Origin of the sequence: Sulfurimonas indica (genome assembly GCF_009192995.1) — a bacterium.
GTDB classification, from domain to species: Bacteria; Campylobacterota; Campylobacteria; order Campylobacterales; family Sulfurimonadaceae; genus Sulfurimonas; species Sulfurimonas indica.
Map to the genome: position 1 here is coordinate 1 of NZ_SDID01000028.1, position 20,939 is coordinate 20,939.

Annotated in this window: 17 protein-coding genes; 6 read left to right on the top strand and 11 right to left on the bottom strand. The window is 36.2% G+C overall.

What is annotated here, in order from left to right; translation table 11 throughout:
• Positions 1-119: 119 nt before the first annotated feature.
• On the top strand, positions 120-254 hold the full coding sequence (locus ES948_RS11180; RefSeq protein WP_281346806.1) for a hypothetical protein: 135 nt from the start codon (positions 120-122) through the stop codon (positions 252-254).
• A 41-nt stretch (positions 255-295) separates the two neighbouring features.
• Here ES948_RS11180 and ES948_RS09780 read toward each other — a convergent pair whose 3' ends face one another.
• Together ES948_RS09780 and dapA are read right to left on the bottom strand one after the other, a co-directional pair.
• Positions 296-1,072: an enoyl-ACP reductase gene (locus ES948_RS09780; protein ID WP_152184763.1), complete on the bottom strand. Its 777-nt coding sequence runs from the start codon at positions 1,070-1,072 to the stop codon at positions 296-298.
• A 1-nt stretch (position 1,073) separates the two neighbouring features.
• Complete coding sequence (gene dapA / locus ES948_RS09785) at positions 1,074-1,967, bottom strand: 4-hydroxy-tetrahydrodipicolinate synthase (RefSeq protein WP_152184764.1); 894 nt, start codon at positions 1,965-1,967, stop codon at positions 1,074-1,076.
• Between the two features lie 168 nt (positions 1,968-2,135).
• Between dapA and ES948_RS09790 the strand changes: the two genes are divergently transcribed.
• From ES948_RS09790 to ES948_RS09805, 4 genes are read left to right on the top strand one after another with little or no spacing between them, the layout of a single operon-like run.
• Positions 2,136-4,022 carry a TonB-dependent receptor plug domain-containing protein gene (locus ES948_RS09790; protein WP_152184765.1) on the top strand — a complete coding sequence of 629 codons (1,887 nt, stop codon included), beginning with the start codon at positions 2,136-2,138 and terminating at the stop codon, positions 4,020-4,022.
• Positions 4,019-5,881 (top strand): TonB-dependent receptor, encoded by a 1,863-nt coding sequence (locus ES948_RS09795; RefSeq protein WP_152184766.1) that lies wholly within the window; start codon positions 4,019-4,021, stop codon positions 5,879-5,881. Before ES948_RS09790 ends, ES948_RS09795 begins: the two co-directional genes overlap by 4 nt.
• On the top strand, positions 5,878-6,288 hold the full coding sequence (locus ES948_RS09800; RefSeq protein WP_152184767.1) for a hypothetical protein: 411 nt from the start codon (positions 5,878-5,880) through the stop codon (positions 6,286-6,288). The genes ES948_RS09795 and ES948_RS09800 overlap by 4 nt, the downstream gene beginning before the upstream one ends.
• A gap of 11 nt (positions 6,289-6,299) precedes the next feature.
• The gene (locus ES948_RS09805) at positions 6,300-8,180 is read left to right on the top strand and encodes a bifunctional diguanylate cyclase/phosphodiesterase (RefSeq protein ID WP_188109503.1); all 1,881 of its coding nucleotides are present in this window, start codon (positions 6,300-6,302) and stop codon (positions 8,178-8,180) included.
• 1 nt (position 8,181) lies between these two features.
• Here ES948_RS09805 and ES948_RS09810 read toward each other — a convergent pair whose 3' ends face one another.
• The 4 genes from ES948_RS09810 to ES948_RS09825 form a co-directional block, all read right to left on the bottom strand.
• Positions 8,182-9,432 carry a M16 family metallopeptidase gene (locus ES948_RS09810; RefSeq protein WP_152184785.1) on the bottom strand — a complete coding sequence of 417 codons (1,251 nt, stop codon included), beginning with the start codon at positions 9,430-9,432 and terminating at the stop codon, positions 8,182-8,184.
• 107 nt (positions 9,433-9,539) lie between these two features.
• On the bottom strand, positions 9,540-10,601 hold the full coding sequence (locus ES948_RS09815; RefSeq protein ID WP_152184769.1) for a quinone-dependent dihydroorotate dehydrogenase: 1,062 nt from the start codon (positions 10,599-10,601) through the stop codon (positions 9,540-9,542).
• A 36-nt stretch (positions 10,602-10,637) separates the two neighbouring features.
• Positions 10,638-12,641, bottom strand: coding sequence for a putative bifunctional diguanylate cyclase/phosphodiesterase (locus ES948_RS09820; RefSeq protein ID WP_152184770.1), 2,004 nt, complete (start codon positions 12,639-12,641; stop codon positions 10,638-10,640).
• Positions 12,638-13,513 (bottom strand): ABC transporter substrate-binding protein, encoded by an 876-nt coding sequence (locus ES948_RS09825; RefSeq protein ID WP_152184771.1) that lies wholly within the window; start codon positions 13,511-13,513, stop codon positions 12,638-12,640. The genes ES948_RS09820 and ES948_RS09825 overlap by 4 nt, the downstream gene beginning before the upstream one ends.
• Before the next feature lie 112 nt (positions 13,514-13,625).
• Here ES948_RS09825 and ES948_RS09830 point away from each other — a divergent pair, with 112 nt between their 5' ends.
• Complete coding sequence (locus ES948_RS09830; RefSeq protein WP_152184772.1) at positions 13,626-14,186, top strand: DJ-1 family glyoxalase III; 561 nt, start codon at positions 13,626-13,628, stop codon at positions 14,184-14,186.
• A 14-nt stretch (positions 14,187-14,200) separates the two neighbouring features.
• On the opposite strand, the gene ES948_RS09835 is transcribed toward ES948_RS09830, so the two are convergent.
• The 5 genes from ES948_RS09835 to murJ form a co-directional block, all read right to left on the bottom strand.
• Positions 14,201-16,114, bottom strand: coding sequence for a methyl-accepting chemotaxis protein (locus ES948_RS09835; protein ID WP_152184773.1), 1,914 nt, complete (start codon positions 16,112-16,114; stop codon positions 14,201-14,203).
• 87 nt (positions 16,115-16,201) lie between these two features.
• Positions 16,202-17,116, bottom strand: a complete 915-nt coding sequence (locus tag ES948_RS09840) for a class I SAM-dependent methyltransferase (RefSeq protein WP_152184774.1) — start codon at positions 17,114-17,116, stop codon at positions 16,202-16,204.
• 12 nt (positions 17,117-17,128) lie between these two features.
• Positions 17,129-18,073 carry a WD40 repeat domain-containing protein gene (locus ES948_RS09845; RefSeq protein WP_152184775.1) on the bottom strand — a complete coding sequence of 315 codons (945 nt, stop codon included), beginning with the start codon at positions 18,071-18,073 and terminating at the stop codon, positions 17,129-17,131.
• A gap of 3 nt (positions 18,074-18,076) precedes the next feature.
• Positions 18,077-19,477 (bottom strand): cysteine--tRNA ligase, encoded by a 1,401-nt coding sequence (gene cysS / locus ES948_RS09850; protein ID WP_152184776.1) that lies wholly within the window; start codon positions 19,475-19,477, stop codon positions 18,077-18,079.
• Entirely contained in the window at positions 19,464-20,870 is a 1,407-nt protein-coding gene (gene murJ, locus ES948_RS09855; RefSeq protein WP_152184777.1) for a murein biosynthesis integral membrane protein MurJ, read from the bottom strand. Before murJ ends, cysS begins: the two co-directional genes overlap by 14 nt.
• Positions 20,871-20,939: the final 69 nt, after the last annotated feature.

Here is a 20,939-nt window from a genome sequence, read left to right on the forward strand (position 1 = left end):
AAGAGGTGGAAATTGCATTTATTGGTTGAATGGGCGCATTATAAAGATTTATGATTTGATTCATATTAACTTATAAGTTATATAATTGTAAAAGAAAAATAGAAATAAAGGAGCTCGTTATGAAACATGCGTACCTAACAAAAGAGTCTGTTCGTGATGCTTTAATACATCATGCAATTACAAAAAAAGAGGCTGAAAAATTAGAGAAGTGCCTTGAGTGTCAAGAGAAAATCTATGAAGCTACACATAGCTAACAAAGTCTTGGAGTGTCAGTCAGACACTCTACAAGCCTATTTTATTGGAATGTTGTTCCACCATCTACTACGATAGTCTGTCCTGTTAGCCAAGAAGAATCATTTGAACATAAGAACTTACAAGCACCTGTTAAATCCTTAGCTTCACCCATACGGCTTAGTGGAGAACGTGCTACAACTTCAGCTTTTACCTCTTCATAGTTTGGAAAAGCTTTGAGTGCATCTGTATCGATTGGTCCACCGCTTACGGCATTAACACGGATTCCTTTATCCCCAAGTTCTGCTGCTGCGTAGCGTACCATTGTCTCAACTGCCGCTTTGTTTGCACCATGACCTGCATAGTTAGGAGTATATACAAGATTACCTGTTGAACTCATAGAAATGATACTACCGCCACCAACTTTCTCTATTCTTTTTGCAGCTTCTTGAGCACCGACAACAAAAGCATCTACTGTCGCAGTCCAGATATTGTCAAGTCCTCGAGGTTTAAGGCGCATAAATGGACCAAAACCACCAACAACGGCACGACCTGAGATGATTGCATTGGAGATAAAGAAGTCTAATCTGTCAAAATCTGTGTCAAACTCTTTAAATACATCTTTATAAGTGTTTGGCTCTAGAATGTTCAGTTTGTATGCACGGCTTTTTACACCAAACTTGCTCTCAACATCTGCAATGATTTCATTCGCAGTATCTGCGCTTGAAGCGTATGTAAATGCAACATCCGCACCAGAGGCTGCAAAAGCATAAACAATAGCTTTACCAATACCACGTGTACCACCACTGATAAAAAGAGTTTTTCCTTTAAAGTCTGCCATTCTATAGTCCTTTTATGTCGTAATTTTTCATTACTTCTTCGATTTTTTTCATATTTTCGCTGCTTGGTGCAAGAAGCGGAAGTCTGTACTCCAGAGTATCAAGCAGACCTGCGATGTACATGGCCGCTTTTACAGGGATAGGGTTTGCTTCACAGAACATCACTTTGTTTAAAGGGTAAAGTTTGTCATTGATAGCTTTTGCACCTTTGAAGTCACCAGAGAAAGCTTTATTTACTAACTCTGATTTGAGATCTGGCATTAGATTTGATGTCACAGAAGTGATACCCGCTCCACCATTTGCCAGAATTGGATAATCAATCGCATCATCACCAGAGAATACTTTTAAATCCGGTCTGCGTGAGAGAAGTTCTACTGTACGCTCTAAGCTCCCTGTTGCCTCTTTCACACCATAGATGTTAGCTACATCATCAAAGAGTCTGATTGTTGTATCTGCAGAGATATCCACTCCTGTACGTCCCGGAACATTATAAAGCATAAACGGAAGTTCATTTACAGCTTCTGCGATTGCTTTATAGTGCTGATAGAGTCCCTCTTGAGATGGCTTGTTATAGTAAGGTGATACAGAAAAGATAGCATCAACACCACAGCTTTGTGCATGTTTGGCAATCTCGATAGCTTCATGTGTTGCATTGCTTCCTGCACCGGCAAGAACCTTAGTGCCAGTTCCTTTACAAACTTCCACAGCAATCTCTATACAGCGTTTGTGCTCATCATGTGTGAGTGTAGCACTCTCACCTGTTGTACCTACAGGACAGACTGCATCCATGCCGTTTTTGATCTGTCTGCGAATGAGCTCAGCATATTTTGCTTCATCAAGTTTTCCATTTTTAAATGGAGTAATAAGTGCGGTTGAAGAACCTGTTACGATATTCATAAAACATTACCCTTTAAATTGATAGCCGAATTATAGCTAAAAAGTTTTAAAACTTATATTTGTTTTATATCAAAACAGTTTAATTATAAAATATTTGAATTTGTGATGATGAATTAATGTTGATTTAAGTCGAAAATGAGGATAATAAAATCTATATGAGGATGGTATATGAAACTTTTGCTTTTTTCTATCTTGTTAGTTGCAAGTGTTAGTTATGCAAATGATTTAGATGCTTTACTGCAAGATTATCAAAAAGAGTCGGATTTTTCAAAAAAGACGAAAGATGAGAGTGTGGGAAACCTGATCATCTATACAAGAGATGACTTAGAGCGTATGCAGGTTGAAACACTCAAAGATATTCTCAAATCACTCAGAGCATTTATCTACGCAGAAAACAGAGTTGCCCAACCGGATATTTTAAATCAAGACCCTATTACCTATTACTCCAAGGGTGTGCGTGTCTACTTGAACGAACATGAACTTTTAACACCGCTCACAGGAAGTGGCTTTATCATCTTTGGTGATATGAATATGGATTTTATCGATCATGTAGAGATATATGAGGGTTTTCCTACTTTTGAGTTTAGTGTTGAGCCTGCGACAATAGTCATTCGTCTTTATACTAAAAATGCGGAACATGATGAGGGAGGACGTTTGAAACTCTCTGCGGGAAGCTATGCATCAAATAAAGAGAACGTATACTATGCAGGAAGTGATGAGAGTCTCTCTTTCTTTTTATATGCAAATCATTCTGAAAATAATCGTGATACAAAAGAGATAAATGCAGAACAATTAAAAAGAGATAAAAATACAAATGAGTTTTATGGTTCACTTACAAATGGGCATCATTCGATAGAACTACATGCACTTAACTCCAAGGGAGATGCGTTTTTAGGATCATTGATCGGTAATGTTCCAAAAAACACGCAAAAAGAAGCTACTTTCTTGAATATCTCGACAAATTCAAAATTTATGCAAGACTCTTTGGTGCTAAATCTCTCCTATATGAAGCAAAAAGATGAGTTCTCATCACTCTATGATCCTACAGCTCCGGTTTTTGTTCCACCAGCTACATTGGTAAATAGCTATGCACAGAGTATTGATGAAGAGGCATTTACAGCTAATTTGAAAAAAGAGTTCATTTATAAAAACAATGATATGTCTGTTGGGATTCAGTATAGGTATAAATATTTTGACTTAACAGATGTCAAGTTCAATGGTATCGATAGCAATATTACACAGGCATATAAAAAAGAGAATGTTTACTCTGTATTTATTCAAGATTTAATCACACTCTCAGAAAGAAATATGTTGACACTCTCCTTGATGCATCAAATATATCAAAGAAAAGGGGATGTGCACAAGTCACATACGACACAGCTCCGTATCGGATATATCTATTCAGATAAGCAATGGGTTGCCAAGACATTTCTTTCCTCTCAAGAGTTTGCATCTGAACCATATATGACAATATCACCTTATTATGGTAATCCAGAGTTACAGTCTGAATCATATAAGTCTATCTTTGAGGAGATAAGTTATACAACACAACAGACACTTACAAAACTCGTTTTAGGCTATGGGAAAAATTACGATGTACCTATACTTTTCAGTGATGGAAGCGGTGGGGTTATTATGCAAAACTCTTCAATAGATATTGATGGATATTCAGCATCCCTGGAGTTTACATATTACTTTAGAAGAGATGACAAGCTTGAACTTCAGGCAAATTATACACAGATAGAATCACCATATGGAAACAGTGCAGGTAAATATATAAATTATGTAGTGCGAATGTTAAATAATGTCGGTAAATTCAATATATTCAATGAGTTTATCATTAACAGTGGATATGAAGGAGTTGATGCAGGTTATGATTATACCGCAGGTATCCGCTATGAAGCGACGAAAGATCTGCACTTCAATCTCAAGGGTGAAAATATCTTCAACAGTGCCTTAAAGCAGAGTTTTTATATTAAACTTTTGCCCCAAGAGACGGAAGATTTTTCAATAGTGGATCAGAAAGTTACACTCAGTATGGAGTACCTGTTTTGAGTAGAATAGTTGTAATACTAATGATGATAAGCAGCGTAATACTATTTGCAGATGATCTTGATGTACTCCTAGACAAATACCAATCAGAATCAGAACTTTCAAAAAAAACAAAAGATGAAAATGGAGGTCATCTCATTATCTTTACCAGAGATGATCTTGAGCGTATGCAGGTCGAGACGCTCAAAGATGTCCTGAAATCTATTCGATTTTTCAGGTATTTGGAAAATCGAATAGGTGAACCGGACTTGCTGAATATTGATCCTGTGCTGTATAGCTCAAAATCTGTAAGAGTCTATCTGAATGATAATGAATTGGTTTTACCGATAACAGGCAGTGGCTTTTTAATGTTTGGTAATATTGATATGGACTTCATTGATCATGTTGAGGTATATGAGGGATTTCCATCGTTTGATTTTGGAATTGAACCTGCAACGATAGTTGTCAGACTCTATAGTAAGGTCGCAAGTAGAGATAGTGGAACACGTATTAAGTTTTTAGGTGCGTCACATACGTCAAATAAAGAAAATATCTATACAGCAGGGCAGAGTGATGAACTTTCATTTTTTGCTTATGCAAATCATTCGCAAAACAAACAAGAGAAATATAGTGTCGAAGGCAATACAATTGCAAGAGATATAACTATGAAACATTTTTATGGTTCACTCTCTAAAGCAAACTATAAAATTGAATTAAATGCTTTGCGTATGGAACATGACGGATTTTTGGGTTTGTTACCTGTTGAAGTTCCAAAGAGTACAAATATGCAGAGGGATTTTGTAAATGCTTCTTTTGCTTCTAAGTTTCAAGATGAATCACTTACACTGAATATCTCTTATATTTATGCCGATGGGGAATATGAAGCAAATTATTCTACACCTGTTTATGGTCTTTTCTCAACAATGCAGCAGGAGTATGACTCTGATATACTCACAGCAATTTTACAAAAAAAGATAAAGCTAGATGTTCACACGCTTAGTATAGGATTGCAGTACAGATATAAATTATTTAAGTTTGATGAGGTTAAATATGATGGTGTTCCATCAACACAGCAGCAAAAATATGACCATGAAAATATTTACTCGCTTTTTGTAGAAGACTCTATACTGTTAAATACAAACAGTCTCTTGGGAATCTCTCTGATGCAACAGTACTATGAAAGAAACAAAGCTATGAAGAATGAGTCTGTTACACAGTGGAGACTCTCCTATATATACTCAACAAAGAGCTTTGTCTCAAAAACATTTGTAGCAAGACAAGAGTTTATACCTGAGCCTTTTATGACAGCAGAGGCACACTTCGGAAATCCTGAACTAAATTCTGAAAAATATCTTGCTATCACGCAGGAATTCAGTTATAGCAAGGAGAATACACTTTCCAAATTTATTTTTGGGTATTCCAAGACAAAGGGTTTTTTAGTGTCTGACAGTTCTGGAGTAGTACAAAATTCATCGAAAGACTTAAAAGCACATTATGCTGCTGTAGGGTTTAGCTATTTCTTTCGAAAAAAGGATAAGTTGGAGCTACAGGTTGACTATACACATCTTGATGTCCCTGGGAGTAGAGATATTTTAAATCATTATAATTATCTTGCAAGAGTTATAAATACGTATGGAAAATTTGACATTTTTAATGAAATTATCATCAATAGTGGATTTGAAAATTTAGATACAGGCTATGATTATTCTGCTGGTGTGAAATACAGAGCAACACCTGATTTGCATTTTGGACTCAAAGGGGAAAATATTTTCAATCAAGGTTTGAGTCGAAAATATTATTATGACCTTCCTACTTCAAATGCACAGTTTGAAGTACCTGTAGTCGAGCAAAAATTTATGATAAGTATGGAGTATCTGTTTTGAGAGCTTTACTTTTCATCCTCATTTGTATTAGGACTGTTTTTGCAAACGATGTTGCCTTAGAGTCTGCCATATTTAACAAAGTCATTATAGCTGTTACAACAAAAGAGTATCCGGAAGTTTATATTTATAAAGAAAATAAGGCATTAGAACAATTTCCGGGTAAATTAAAGATTGTCAATAGTTGCAAAGAGGCGGATATTGTCATCATTACAACACTGAAAAACCTACCAGAAGCATGTAAAGAGAAGATACTTTTTGGGACAAGGTATTCTCATTTGCGTGATAACAGGGTTGTTGGAGCATTTTTTTGGCAAAAAGGACGACCAAACATTCTCTTTTATAAAAGAAGACTTGAGAGATACAATATAAAACTTGATGCAAGTTTTGACAAGTATATTGAAAAATGATGAGTAATAAGATGAAAATAAGTAGAAGTTTTATTATATTAGCTTTTGTCATTCCCCTTGTTACCATTGCATCTATGGTGATTTATTTTGAGTTTATAGAGGCTAAAGAGAGTGTATTTAAAATAATAAAAGAGCATCTTATCATGCAAAAAGTATCGTTGTTTCAAAAATATGTTGAGAGTATGGAAAAGAATTATGGAGATAATCTTGCGGAACTTATCATAGATAATCCCAATATCGCTTATGAGCTTGAAAGTGATCTGGCACTGCTACAAGGGGATGATGTAAAGTACCTTTATATGCTTTATAGAGATGAAGACGGTAAATACAGATATCTTTTAGATGCAACAAAAGATGAGAATGAAAGAGCCTTTTTAAATCAGAAATTTGATACAGAATCAGATATTTGGCAAACAGCTTATAAAACGAAACAGTATCAGGTTACCCAGCAAAATGCCTTAGAAACTTTGTGGGTTACTATCGCCTATCCAATAGTTATCAATCAAAAAGTAATAGCAGTCTTAGGAGCTGATTTTACCTATGATGTTTACACGCAAATCGTGAATATTTTAAACCCTATCGAAACCATCTTCTTTTATATCAGTTTTTTTATGTTTATAATGCTGCTTTTGGCATATATATTGGTTTATCTCTATTATAAAACAAGAAAAAAAGCTTTGGTTGATTCGCTGACACATGTTTATAACCGACAATATCTTTCAGAGTTTTTAGAAACAACTTCACTGCAAAACTATTATTTGATGATGATAGATTTGGATAATTTCAAGCTTGTGAATGATAATTATGGACATGATGTTGGTGATGATGTTTTAGTAGCTGTGGTCAAAGAGATAAAATCAAATATCCGACATGAAGATATACTCATCCGCTTTGGTGGAGAAGAGTTTATCTTACTTGTGGATAAAAAAGAGTCCAAAGAGTCTATTCGTGTTGCAGAACGCATACGAAAAGCGATAATGAATCTTGATATTGAGAGTCGTAACAATAAAATCAATATGACACTCTCCATCGGTGTAAATCCTTTTCCATACAGTGCGAAAAATATAGAAGAGGCGATCAAGATTGCTGATGAACAGCTCTATATAGCAAAATCTTCAGGACGTAATCGGGTCGAGATATTTGATGAAGCGAAAAAATATGAGAGTGAAGCATCCAATCGTATCAGTGATATTCGATTTGCCATAGATGAGGGTGGGATAAAGTGCGCATTTCAGCCCATCTTTCATGCAAAAACAAATGAAATAAGAAAATATGAGATGCTTCTACGTATGATGAACAAAGAGGGTAAAATCATTCCACCAAATAATTTTCTTCCTTCTATTCGTCATACACAGGTTTATATCTCTTTGACAGCCATTGTGTTGGAAAAAGGAGTGCAGACGCTGCAGAAGAGACCTGATGTACATCTCTCAATCAACCTTGATATTCAAGATATTTTAAATGAGGATATTTTAGAGTTGTTACGTTTGACTTTCAAAGGAAACAAAGAGCTTGCAAAACGTGTGACCATCGAGATTTTAGAGCATGAAGAGATTACAAACTTTGAGATAATTTCTCAAAGTATTTCCAAGTTAAAAGAGTTGGGGCTTTTAATTGCTTTGGATGATTTTGGAAGCGGTTATGCCAATTTTAGATATATGATAAATCTTGATATTGATATCTTGAAAATTGACGGCAGTATCATAAAAAATGTCGATAAAGACAAAACAGCATATAACATCATAAAAGCAATAGTTTCGTTTGGAAAAAGTATGAATATGAAGATAGTAGCCGAGCATATTGAGACGAAAGAGGAGTATGAAACAGTTATTGCTCTTGGTGTGGATTATCTGCAGGGCTACTATTTGGGTCGCCCTGAATTTGAAATATAGTTTACTTTTTAAGAATTACTGTTGTAGCAGTTGTAAAATCAAAATACTTCAGTGCTGCTTTTTGTACTTTTTTTGCAGTAACTTTGTTGACTCTCTCTTCATACTCCTGAAGTGGTGTTATGTCACCTCTGACAAGATAGCTTCCATAAAGGTTAGCAACAGAGCTTGAACTCTCTAAAGAGTGGATAAAGTCGGATTTTGTATTGATTTTTACTTTTGCAAGCTCCTCTTTTGTTACCGGTTCATTTTTAATCAGCTCTATTTGTTTGATAAGCTCTTTTTCTACCTTCTCAGCTTTTACATCAGGATTACAGGTTGCCAAAAAGATAAAAAGTCCCGGATCGATATTTTCCATATTATAAGCATAAACAGAGTTTACCAGATGCTTTTTATCAACAAGCTCTTTATAGAGTCGTGAACTTTTTCCAGAGTAAAGAATTTCAGAGATAACGCTCAGTGTTACCTGATCTTTATGCTGGAAGTTTGGAATGTGAAAAGTAATGGCAATCATTTCAACTTCACTCTCTTTGTGGATGATTACTCTTTTGGGACCATCTTGTTTTGGCTCTATGAACTTGACTTCAGGAATTTCTCCAAAGTTTTTAATAGCACCAAAAGCAGCTTCGGCCTCACGGAAGACCTCTTTTGGATCTATATCACCTGTTACCATCAAGATGGCATTTTGCGGCTGATAATAAGTTTTATGGAAGTTTCTGATATCATCAATTGTCCATGTTTTTATATCATTGATAAAACCGATAGGTGTCCAGTGGTACGGATGATAGATATAGGCATTGTTAAAGAGTCTAAAGTAGAGATATCCTAAAGGGTTGTTATCCGTTCTCCAGCGTCTCTCTTCCATAACAACATTACGTTCGGGCTGAAACTCTTCATCTTTGAGGTTTAAATTTTGCATTAACTCTGCAAAAAGTTTTACTGATTTTTTAAAGTTTGGTGTTGAAGATTTGATAAAGTAGTGTGTATAATCAAAACTTGTCGAGGCATTATTGACACCACCGACACTTTTTACTTCCTTGTCAAACTCTCCGGCTTTGAGGTTTTTGGTACTTTTAAAGTTCATATGCTCAAGCATATGTGCGATTCCTGTTTTGCCCATAACCTCGTTACGACTTCCGACCTTATAAAATATATCGGTAGAGACAACATTTGTCTCATTATGTAGAGGAATCACTACAATCTCTAGTCCATTTTTTAGGGTCTTTGTTTCATACTGTGGTAATGGTGAAGGCATTTTATGTTTCTCACTCTTTTGTATTTTATTTTGCTTGGTTGCTTTATAGTTGATAAATGATGATGCAAATATCAAAGAAGAGCCAAGCAGCAGTGTTGTTAGAATTTTCATTGTTTTCTATCTGCTCCGATAGCCTCTGTGATGTTGCTATAGCCATCAGCGCGTAAAAGCTCAATAAGCTCACGGTTGATGTTCATAATCATATCTGGACCATGAAAGACGATGCCGCTTAAAATCTGTACCAGTGAAGCACCAGCTTTTATACGTTTATATGCTTCCTTGGCTGAGTCAATACCACCGACAGAGATAAGTATAGTCTTACCATAGAGCTCTTTTGCAACTGCTTCAAAGATCTTAAAACTCTTCTCTTTTAAAACTGCACCACTGATACCGCCAATCTCTTTTGGATGTTTTACCAATGAGTAATCAATAGTGGTATTTGTCGCGATAATGCCATCAGCTCCTTTTTCAACTGCCAGAGTAGTAAGGGCAACAGCATCTTCAGAGGTCATATCAGGTGCGATTTTGAGAAGAATAGGCATATCTGTGAGTGCTTTGGCCTCAGCAAAAAGTTTTGTGATGAACTCTTCATTTTGCAGGTCACGAAGCCCCGGAGTATTTGGTGATGAGATATTGATAACGAAGTAATCTCCTAAACCATTGAAGGCTTTAATGAGGTGTGTATAGTCATTTATGGCCTCTGTTTCAGGTGTGACTTTGTTTTTTCCAATGTTAATACCGATCGGTGTTGTAAAAGGGTATCGTTTTTTTAGACGCTTAACCACTTTGTAGGCACCGTCGTTGTTGAATCCCATCGCATTTTGAATACTCTCTTGCTTAACATGGCGAAACATACGTGGTTTTGGATTTCCGGCTTGGGGTTTTGGAGTAACGGTACCTATCTCTGTAAAACCAAATCCAAGGATTTCAATACCACGAATCATTGTCGCATTTTTATCGAATCCAGCTCCAAGACCTATCGGATTGTAAAATTTACGTCCAAAAAGTTCCTGCGTGAGGATATCATCTGTTACAAAATGGGATTCTAAAAATGGATTGAATGGGATTTGACAAATATTTGGCAGACGCAATACGCACTCTGCAACATGGTGTGCATTTTCAGGCTGTAGTTTAAATAAAAGCGGTTTTATAGACTCATAGTTTATCATTAGACAATCACTTTAAAAAATTTAAAGAGATTATACTCAAATTTCAGTAATAATAGAGTTATGTACTCTAAAAAGTGTTTCAAATTCTTGAACAGGCAGTGGTTTTGAACAGTAGTAGCCTTGATACTGCTCACATTTCATCTTTTTGAGATATTCAAGCTGTTCTCTGTTCTCAACACCTTCTGCTACAACTTCCAGCCCTAATTCATCGGCAATAGTTACAATCATATTGACAAAGGATTGGTCTTGTTTGTTTTCTAAATCATCAATAAAACTTTTATCGATTTTCAGTGTATCGAAAGGAATTTGTTTGAGATAAGATAGTGACGAGTAACCTGTACCAAAATCATCAAGTGAGAGGCTAAGGCCAAGTGTTTTGAACTGATGAATGACTTTGAGTTTTGCATCAAAGTCACTCATAAGTACTGACTCGGTCAGTTCAATATCAAGTTTTGAAGGGTCAATGTTCTTTATGGCATTTTCTATGATTTTGAAGAGGTTTTTATTTTTAAACTGTACTCCGGAGACATTGATAGAGAGTTTTATATCTTGCAGCGGTGTATTTTCCCAAAGTTTGAGTTGTTTTGCAGCCTCTTCAATGATCCAGTTTCCAAGCGGAATGATAAAGTTGTTCTCCTCTGCAATATGAATGAATTTATCAGGCGAAATCAATCCGTGAATAGGGTCAATAAGACGGATTAAAGCCTCACAAGCGACAATTTGATTTGTTTGGATATCTACTTTTGGTTGATAAAAGAGTTTGAAATTGCCTTCTTCAAGTGCATTTATCATCAATCTTTGGATATTCATCTTCTCTTGAATCTCATCATTAAGGGTTTCTGTAAAAAAATGAAAGTTGTTTTTTCCAAGCTCTTTGGATTTATACATTGCAATATCAGCATTTTTCAAGAGCTCTGTAACATTTTTTCCATCTTTTGGATAGATTGTGATACCGATACTGCAGGTGATATGGTATTTGTAATTATCAAAGACAACCGGCATTGACAGTGAATGTTGGATTCTTTTAATAACTTCCAAAATAGATTTATTATCTGTAATGTCCGGTAAAACAATGACAAACTCATCACCACCGATTCTTGATACTATATCATTGTCTCTTACAGAAGACAGGAGGACTTTTGAGATATGTTGCAGGACTTTGTCTCCAAATTCATGACCTCGTGAATCATTGATATTTTTGAAGTTGTCCAGATCCAAAAATAACAGAGCAAATTTCGCATGTGAGCGTTGACTTCTAGAAATGAGCCAATTGATCTTTTCTATAAGACTCAAACGGTTATATAAACCACTCAGTGGATCTTTTGTAGAGAGATTAAAAAGTTCTTCTTGCTCTTTTTTAAGACGTCTGAAGGTGAGTTCCAGTGAATAACGAATACTCTCTAGCTCTTGGATAAGAAACTGCCTTGGAGTTTTCTCTGAATAGTAGGCAAATTGACGTAACTCTTCTAATGGAGCGATAATAAATTTTCGAATCGTAAACCACAGAAGAAGAATGAAGATGATAGTGTAGCTGATAAAGAGCCCCAGATATTTAATGATTTTATCTTTAAGCAGAGAGTCTAGATAATCTTTGTCCAGATAAACAATAGAACTGTAATAGTAAGGCTTCAGCCCATCGAAGAGTTTTATTGAAAAGGTATAGCATTGCTGCTCAAAAATATCTGAACTAATGATTTTTGAAATAGCACTGCAGTGTACTCCTTCATGTTCTAATAGCGTATCTCTGTCTGTTGCATAAAGCAGTTTTCTTTGGTTGTCAATAATGTGAATATCATTGATTACCGTATTGGAATTAACTATATTGTCGAGATAGGCTTTTAGTTGGTTGATACTGTTTTTTTGCAGATTTTTATCTAAGAAATATTTGATGTTTAAAATATTGACCTGAATATTCTCTTCAAGTAGTCTTTCTGTAACCTCTTTTGAATCATCAAAAAATTTATAAAAAAGATAACTGCCTCCCGTAAAAAGCAGGAGCATAACAATAGCTGTAAAAAGTTTTATCGATATAGTTTTCATTTGATTAATTGCTTTTCATCATAATCCATAGGTTTTATACGTTTTAGCAGCTTTTTAGAGGGATTGTTAATCCACTCGATAAGTTTAAACGAATTAACATACTCATCATAGCTGATATTTCCAAGATAGCCTTTTGTAATTTCATAGGAGAGTTGTTTATTGGCCTCTATTTCATGGATGGAACGATCGATGATTTGTTTGAGTTCTTGCAATCTTCTTTGATATATGTCTATTGTTGCCTGATTACTGCAGAGTGAATCGATAACGACAATCGTCTCCATATCTTTTGTTGAGGCAATCTCTTTGAAGCCTTTTTTTTCAAGGGAAAGATTATAAGGTACATAGGTAACTATCAATATGTTTTTATCTTTTTGGGGTTTTAAATCTTCTATTTGGGCCTGGTCTTTGTTTATGTACTTTATTTTATTTTGATCTATTTTGTAGTGTTGTAAAAAGTCTTCCAAGATTTCTGCATTGATAGAATCTATCTCTAAATAGGCATAGATTTGCTTTGCATTGACAAGTTCATCAATAGTTCTGTTTGATAAAATCATATCACCGCCATTAGAGCGATCAAGTAGAATTATAGGAACAATGGCGTGACCTGAATTTTTCAACATATGGTATTCATGTAGTGTTGTCGTCACAAGATCTGCCTTGCCGACACTATAGATATCTACGGCTTCTGCCAAAGAAACATTTGTAATAAGCTTGATGTTGAGTGCATCAAGATAACCTTTCTCCTTTGCATAGAACAGAGGAGCATATCCTATCCATGAGTTGGTCGCGATGCGTAACTCTTCTTTTTTCTTTTGAGTACAGGAAGAGAGAAATAAAAGAGAAATTAATGCAAATAATAAAATTTTTTTCATAAAAATACTCCAAGTTCGTTAAATGCTATCAGATACTCCTTTAAATATAGATTAAAAGAGAAGTGATAAAATAGTTCATATTGTTTTATATCGCAGATAATAAGGAGAGGTTATGAATAGAGTATTAGTGCCATTGGCAGCAGGTTTTGAGGAGATTGAAGCAGTAAGTATCATCGATGTACTACGTCGTGCAGAGATAGAAGTCCTCGTTGCAGCACTCAACAGTAATATGTTGGTCAAAGGAACAAACGGTATAACGATTCAGGCAGATACAGAGGTAAAGGATGTTAGTGTTGATACCATAGATATGATAGTACTTCCTGGTGGTTGGGGTGGAACCTATGCGCTTGCAGATGATAAGCATGTACAAAGTATCTTGCGTGAGATGGATGCAAAAGGCAAGCAGATAGGTGCTATCTGTGCAGCACCGTTCGCACTCAACAAAGCGGGTGTTTTAAAAGAGAACTATACCTGCTATCCGTCAGTAGAAGAACAGATAAGAGAAGAGGGGTATCAAGGTGATAAAGCTATGGTTGTAGAAGATGCGAATGTTATGACCTCACGTGGACCTGCAACTGCTCTTTGTTTTGCTTTGGAAATCGTAAAAAAACTTGAAGGCCATGAAAAGTATCAGGCTCTAAGAGAAGGACTGTTGGCAACATATTGCCAGTAGAGATTTATGGTGCTTTAAATTATTTGAGCACCATAAAAATTAATATCATTTATAACTTGAAGACCAGTGTACTTAACCTGGCATTTAATACTTTTATGACTATCTATCGTTTCATCTAAAGTAAGAGTGATAATATCATTCAGTGAAAGCGTAATTGTTGACTCTTTATAATAAAAAGAGATACCATGTTTTGATTTGTCAAAGATATAAACATTATTGCCTTTTTCATCTTCTGCTAAAATTGGAGGTGTTAAAACTGTTCTCTCATCGCCTCTTTTATTGAGCACAATATCAAAACTGTCTGCCAATGTTTTCAACTCTGCACTTTTTAATGAGATTGTATGCATTATCTCCTTTGTATTCTCCGCATTTTCAACAAGTAAATGGCTTGAAGCTTCTACATCATTGAGATTCTCATCAACACTGTTAAGCATTTTTGAGGCATTGATAAACTCATCTTGAAAACTATCCAAAGATGTTGAGATCAGATTAAAGGTCTCTTCTACTTTTTCAAAACTTGTATTGATTTTTTGAGAGTTTTCTACTAATGCTAGGACACTCTCTTTGGAATTTAAAGCACTTGAAGAGACTCTCTTTATCTGTTCGTTGATTTTGTTCAGTACTTGGGATATATCTTGGGCATTTTCTCTTGATATCTCGGCGAGTTCTCGAATCTTATCCGCTACAACGGCAAAGCCACGACCATGCTCTCCTGCATGTGCAGCTTCTATGGCAGCATTGAGAGCAATAAGATTCGTTTCATCTGCGATATCTGTAATAATTTCAGTCATCTTAGATACTTCTTCTGAAAAACTTTTGAGATCATTGATGCTATGGGATGTTTCATCCATAATTGATGCTGTTTCATTCCCCTGTTTAAGGCTATTGTCTACATCTTCCTTGCTTTTACTGACAATTTTTTTGGACTCTTCTGTGTTGTTCATAAGTAAGTCCAGTGAAGAGACCATACTGTTGTTTACATCAAGTACATTCTCAAGTTGCTCTTTAGAGTGGTGGACAAACTCACTTTGTTGTTTGGCATATTGGTTTGTATCATCAATTTTCACATAACTATAACTTGCTTGAAAAGCCATATTTTTACTCGCTGTAACGACATTTGCAATAACAGGCTTGAGTGAATCCACCATTTTTTTGGTATGTCGAAAGAGCTTGTCAATCTCATTTTGTGAATTTTCATTCTCAAGAGGTTCATCTTTGACTAAATCCTCAATGACAAAATTACCTTTTTCAACTCTAAAAATGAGTTGAAGCAGTTTATTGATACGTGAGGATACATATTTCTTAAATAGAAAATGTGTTAGAAAGAGAATGATGATAATGTTGATAACCCCTGTACTAACAGTCAGTATAATATTCTCATTTAAAGCATTATAGTAATCTTCCAAATCGATCATAACATCTTCAACAGCTACTACATTACCTGCTGTCCAGTCCGGGTGGCACATTTTACACTTCTCTTCGGCAATAATCGGTCTTGCTGAGATAAAGTACTCCTTACCTTTATGACTGATTGTGTCATCTATCTCTTTGAGCTCTCTGTTTTTGGAAAATCTTTGGATTAGCTCCACCTCATAAGGAGTTGCTTGGTTGAGTGGATCGTAAGGGTTTGGACGAGCTTCTTTGAAAAAGACTTTTCCTTTGGAGATTTCTGTGAATTTTTGAAATACTTCATTTTGAATGACTTGCGGTGTCTCAGGGGATTCACCACTGAAAAATTTTTCGTTTCTAGATTCTAAAAGGACATCTGCAAAATTAAGTACTGTTGTTGCTTGCTGTTTGAGTTGCTCTTTTTGATTTTTCACCTGTTGTGTGTAAGCATAATAATAAAAGAGAGCAGATACAAAGATAAATGCCCCTGCAAACATGATAGAAAACATTGTGGCAAGTTTAAATTTTTGTACATTCATCTGCAAAGTCCTTAATTGTCAATTACAAAAGATTGTAGCAATTTGAAAATAAAGACTAGATTATAAACTCTAAAAGAGCATCTTATACTAGATATGACGTGTAAAAATAAGATTTTTTAGTGATTTTTCCTCATCGGCACTTGCAAACTCTGTAAGATTAGGTAAACGCTTTTGAAATTTAAAGCTTGGTGCCCACTGCTCAATGAGTTCTATTAAAAAATTGCTCTCTAGCTCTGGAGAGTTAAGACAGGCTAAAAGTATGCAGGCATCGCTTGCAATTTGTGGTAGTTTTTTGATGATTTTCTCATAATCTTTTGTCGCCTCAAAACTTCCTTTCTGGAAGCTTGGCGGATCGATGATGATAAGGTCATAAGGACCTTTTCTTCGAATGTTTGAGAAAGATTTTAGGATGTTATACGGTAGAAAACTCACTCCTTTTGGATTGAGTTGATTGAGCGAATGGTTAGCCATACCGACTTTAAGTGCACCTTTGCTCATGTCTATATTTACAACACTTTTGGCTCCTCCAAATTTTGCTGCAACTGAAAAGGCACAGGTATAGGAGAAGAGATTTAAAACATGTTTCTCATTTGCTATCTCACGCACAAAAGCACGACCATTTTTCATATCGGGAAAGTAATAATTGTTTTTATTTGAAAGCAGGTTGAGTTTGAGTTTCATACCGTTTTCAAGTATATACAGATCTTGAGGGAGCTCTCCGATAAGTACTTCTGATGGTGCACCTTTTTGGTAGCGTCTCTGGACTACAAAAGTATCAAACTTTTGACTCTCCTTGACAAATGTTTGCAAGGCTTCTAATAGCTCTGATTCATGCTCTTCTTCAAAGTAGAGCGCAACATTTAAAATATTGTTAATGGAGTCAACAGTGAGATGTCTCCAGCCATCATAGAGTCCACCACGTCCGTGAAAGACCCTTTGGAACTCCTCATTAGTTGTTTGTGTGTTTTTTGCAATCAATGCTACAATATCTTTTACCTGCATTATAATCATCCTTTAATCCAGTTTCCAGTAGTAAATATAGGGGCTGTTTTCACTGCTGTAAAGCTCTTTTTCATTGACAAATTTTATCTGATTTATCACTGCTTTATGTCCACTTAGTTCGTGTAGTTTTTGCTTTGTTTGTATAGAGAAGAGTTGGAGTTTGTTATCTTCACCGCTACTATAGATACCGGTTTTTCCACTTGGTGTGATACCAACACAGTAAACAAGAAAATCACTCTTGATATGGTAAGGAGTTCTTCCTTTTTGATAGACACCGATACGTCTGTCCTGACCTGCCGTGAGTGTGACACCTTTTGCGTGTGCGACATGAAAAACATTGTCTACATTCTCTGATGATAAAATCTGTAGGGTTTTTGAACTAGCAACATCGATAATACGGGCTTCTCCACTTTCATCTGCTATAATAATATGCTTTTTATCCTGCGTGAGGGTAATGTCTCCAAGCGTGCTTTGTGTAACATGACGTTTGTAGCGATTATATTTTTCACCCATATCATAAAGAATAATCTCTGAAGCAAAAGTTGCTAAGAGAATTTTCTCATTATCAATAAAACGCGCCTCTTTTATGCTTAGTTTTGCATCTTCAAAGATGATCTTGTTTAGCTTGTGATTTTCATAGACCCAGACATTACGGTAGAGGTTCTTACCAATGCTTACAAGTAGGATTTGTCCATTGAGATAGTCAATACTTAAAATTCTTGCAGGCTGGAGCTCGCCCAGTTCTGTTGTAAGAGGTTCTAGTATTATCGTATCGACTATCTTTTTTGTCTTGAGGTCAAAAACAGTGACAACACCTTCATCATCTGCTGCATAAAGACGATTATCGGTTACAATAAAGTCACTGACATAGCCGATAGCTTTAAATTTGTAGTGAGGGTGTATCTCTTTTGCTTGCAGAGAAGCCAGAAGCAAAAAGATAAAGAGTAGGCGTAACAAAAACTACACCTTCTCCCAAAAGGTCCCTTGAGGTGTATCCATAAGCCCAACACCATACGAGAGTATCTCCTCACGCAGGGCATCAGAGCGTTCGAAATCTTTTGCTTTTTTTGCCTCGTTACGTGCTTCAATGAGCTCTGAGAGTTTGGCTTTTGTCGCATCATCAACACCGAATTGAAAATATTCATAAGGATTTTTCACCCCAAAGCCAAGCACTTTTTCAATAAAGCCAAGATTTGCCATCGTCTCTTTTTTCAGTGCCTTATGTTTTCCCGGAGTATCCAGTGTCTCATTTGCCTCTGCTATCATCGCATCAATGAGTGCAAGTGCCGATGAAATGTTTAGGTCATCACTGAGTGCTTCTAAGAGTTTTTCTCCAAAAGCTGTTTTTTCTTCATTACCTGGGAGCCCCAAAAGACGTTTTTTAAGTCGATAAAGCTTATCAAGCCGTTTTTTTGAAGCTTCTAGGTCCTCAGTATTGAAATTAAAGTTTGAACGGTAGTGAGAACTTAAAAGATAGAAACGAAGTACCTCTCCATCATACTCACGCAGGGCATCTTTAAGGAAAAAACTGTTGCCGAGACTCTTACTCATCTTCTCGCCATTTATGTTGACAAAGCCGTTATGCATCCAGTAGTTCGCAAGTTCATGTTTTGTTGCACAGCGAGTTTGTGCCGCTTCATTTTCATGGTGAGGAAAGAGCAGGTCTGCACCACCTCCGTGAATGTCTATAGCATAAGGCTTGTCTTTGTATGCCAGATGTTTTTCAATCATCGCAGAACACTCCAAGTGCCACCCTGGACGACCTTTTCCAAAAGGGGAGTCAAAAGTTACAGAGTCATCTTTTACAGATTTCCAGAGTGCAAAATCAGCAGGGTTTTTCTTCTCTTTTGAACTCTCAACGCGCTCTTGACGTTCATCTTCATCCTGGACTCTGTGAGAGAGTGTGAGGTATTCACTGTCACTTTTTGTATCAAAATAGACATCGCCATCACTTGTCTGATAGGCATGACCACTCTCTATGAGCTTTGCTATAAGAGCATACATTGCATCAAGGGATTCTGTTGCTTTTGGCTCGATATCGGGGCGTTTTACACCGATGGCTTGCATCTCTTTGTGAAAGGCCTCTGTATAAAAATCTGTAATCGTTTTGATATCTTTTTTCTGTTCTATCGCTTTTTTTATGATTTTATCATCAATATCTGTGATGTTTCTTGCATAGGTCACTTCATAGCCGTTAGCACGGAGCACACGTGAGAGCAGATCAAACACGAGTGCTGATTTTGCGTGACCGAGATGTGCATCATCATAGACGGTAGGTCCACAGACATAAAGTGTTGCTTTTCCCTCTACGAGTGGTTCAAATTTGCGTTTTGTTTTTTGTACAGAATCATAGATATGCACTGATAAAATCCTTGAAAATTACTAATAGGATAGTAAAAATTATGGAACCTGCAATCAGATAGAGCAGGTTACGTGAGCGAAGTATAGCAAAAAAGTTTTGCCAGCCAAAAACTTTTAATGTAAAAAAGAGACTTACAAAGCCGCCAAGCGTACTTGCCAGTGCCAAACCAGCTACTCCAAAAGGAGCAATGAAAGTAAGCGCAAAAACGATATACACAAGAAGTGAAATGGTCGCAATTTTTGCAGCTCGCAGCTGCATCTCTTTTGCATAGAGCCATAAAACAAAGAGTTTTTGCAGACCAAAAGGCAGTAGTCCTATGAGGTACATCATTAAAACAAGAGAGGTGTTTTGTGTATCGAGCGTATCAAAAGCCCCTCGTTCAAAGAGCAGGGTAACAATCTCCTTTGAGAGAATAATGCCGCCTAAAGTACTTGCAACAAGTAAAAAAGTTAAAAACCAAAATGCACGTCCTAGATTTTGGAGCGCTTTTTCTTCATCTGCATTTTTTAAATAACGTGCCACTCGTGGAAAAAGGGCAACAGAGGTGGCAATGGCAAAGAGTGCCAAAGGAAGTTGGAAGATGCGATTTGCATAGTAGAGATACGAGATGCTTCCAGTTGCTAAGAAAGAGGCTAAAAATGTGTCTAAAAAAGCTGAAATCTGTGCTGTTGAATTTCCCCAGATTGCAGGAAAAAAGTTCTTTTTAAATTTCTTTGTATCTTCTTTGATAAGGATGGACTTCTCATGCAGGTACTTAAAACCACCAAAAAGCAATCTCCAAAGACCTAGTTTATAGATGGCGATGAGATGGACGAAGAGCTGCAGTCCTCCACCGATAACAACACCAAAACTAAGATAATAGACAATTTCACTTTTTGTTTTTTCACGTGCCAAAAGCAGCGCAGCAATTAAAGAGAGATTCAGGAGTGCTGTTGCAAATGCCGTTGTTGCAAAGTGATGCTTATACTGTAGCATAGCCGCTAAAAAGGTAACACAAAAGATAAGTGGCAGATACCAGAAGTTTATGGAAACAAAAGGTGCCGCCATCTCTATGGTACGAGCATTAAAACCGCTAGCAACGGCTTTTGTAAAAAGTTCAGGAACGATGTTTACCAAAAGGGTGATGAGTAAAATGATGCTAAGAAAAACTACAAAAATATGAATCGAAAAAACAGCTTTATGTCTGCTTTTTGCATAGGCAGGCAGAAAGACCTGCGTGAAAGCGCCTTCGGCAAAGATGCGGCGAAAGAGATTTGGGAGTTTAAAGGCAATGAAAAATATATCACTGTAAACAGAGGCACCAAGAACGGAAGCGGTCAAAAGGTCTCTGAAAAATCCTAAGATACGTGAAAATAAAATACCAAAACTATTGGTGAAAATTGCTCTAAACATGGGCTTCTTTTACATAAAATATAACTTTTACGAGATTTTAACAAAAGTTTCGTTAAAATCTCTCCTAAA

Coding starts and splice junctions, on each gene's coding strand:
- ES948_RS11180 (WP_281346806.1), top strand. CDS start 120: ATGAAACATGCGTACCTAACAAAAGAGTCTGTTCGTGATGCTTTAATA.
- ES948_RS09780 (WP_152184763.1), bottom strand. CDS start 1,072: ATGGCAGACTTTAAAGGAAAAACTCTTTTTATCAGTGGTGGTACACGT.
- dapA (WP_152184764.1), bottom strand. CDS start 1,967: ATGAATATCGTAACAGGTTCTTCAACCGCACTTATTACTCCATTTAAA.
- ES948_RS09790 (WP_152184765.1), top strand. CDS start 2,136: ATGAAACTTTTGCTTTTTTCTATCTTGTTAGTTGCAAGTGTTAGTTAT.
- ES948_RS09805 (WP_188109503.1), top strand. CDS start 6,300: ATGAAAATAAGTAGAAGTTTTATTATATTAGCTTTTGTCATTCCCCTT.
- ES948_RS09810 (WP_152184785.1), bottom strand. CDS start 9,432: ATGCCTTCACCATTACCACAGTATGAAACAAAGACCCTAAAAAATGGA.
- ES948_RS09815 (WP_152184769.1), bottom strand. CDS start 10,601: ATGATAAACTATGAGTCTATAAAACCGCTTTTATTTAAACTACAGCCT.
- ES948_RS09820 (WP_152184770.1), bottom strand. CDS start 12,641: ATGAAAACTATATCGATAAAACTTTTTACAGCTATTGTTATGCTCCTG.
- ES948_RS09825 (WP_152184771.1), bottom strand. CDS start 13,513: ATGAAAAAAATTTTATTATTTGCATTAATTTCTCTTTTATTTCTCTCT.
- ES948_RS09830 (WP_152184772.1), top strand. CDS start 13,626: ATGAATAGAGTATTAGTGCCATTGGCAGCAGGTTTTGAGGAGATTGAA.
- ES948_RS09835 (WP_152184773.1), bottom strand. CDS start 16,114: ATGAATGTACAAAAATTTAAACTTGCCACAATGTTTTCTATCATGTTT.
- ES948_RS09840 (WP_152184774.1), bottom strand. CDS start 17,116: ATGCAGGTAAAAGATATTGTAGCATTGATTGCAAAAAACACACAAACA.
- murJ (WP_152184777.1), bottom strand. CDS start 20,870: ATGTTTAGAGCAATTTTCACCAATAGTTTTGGTATTTTATTTTCACGT.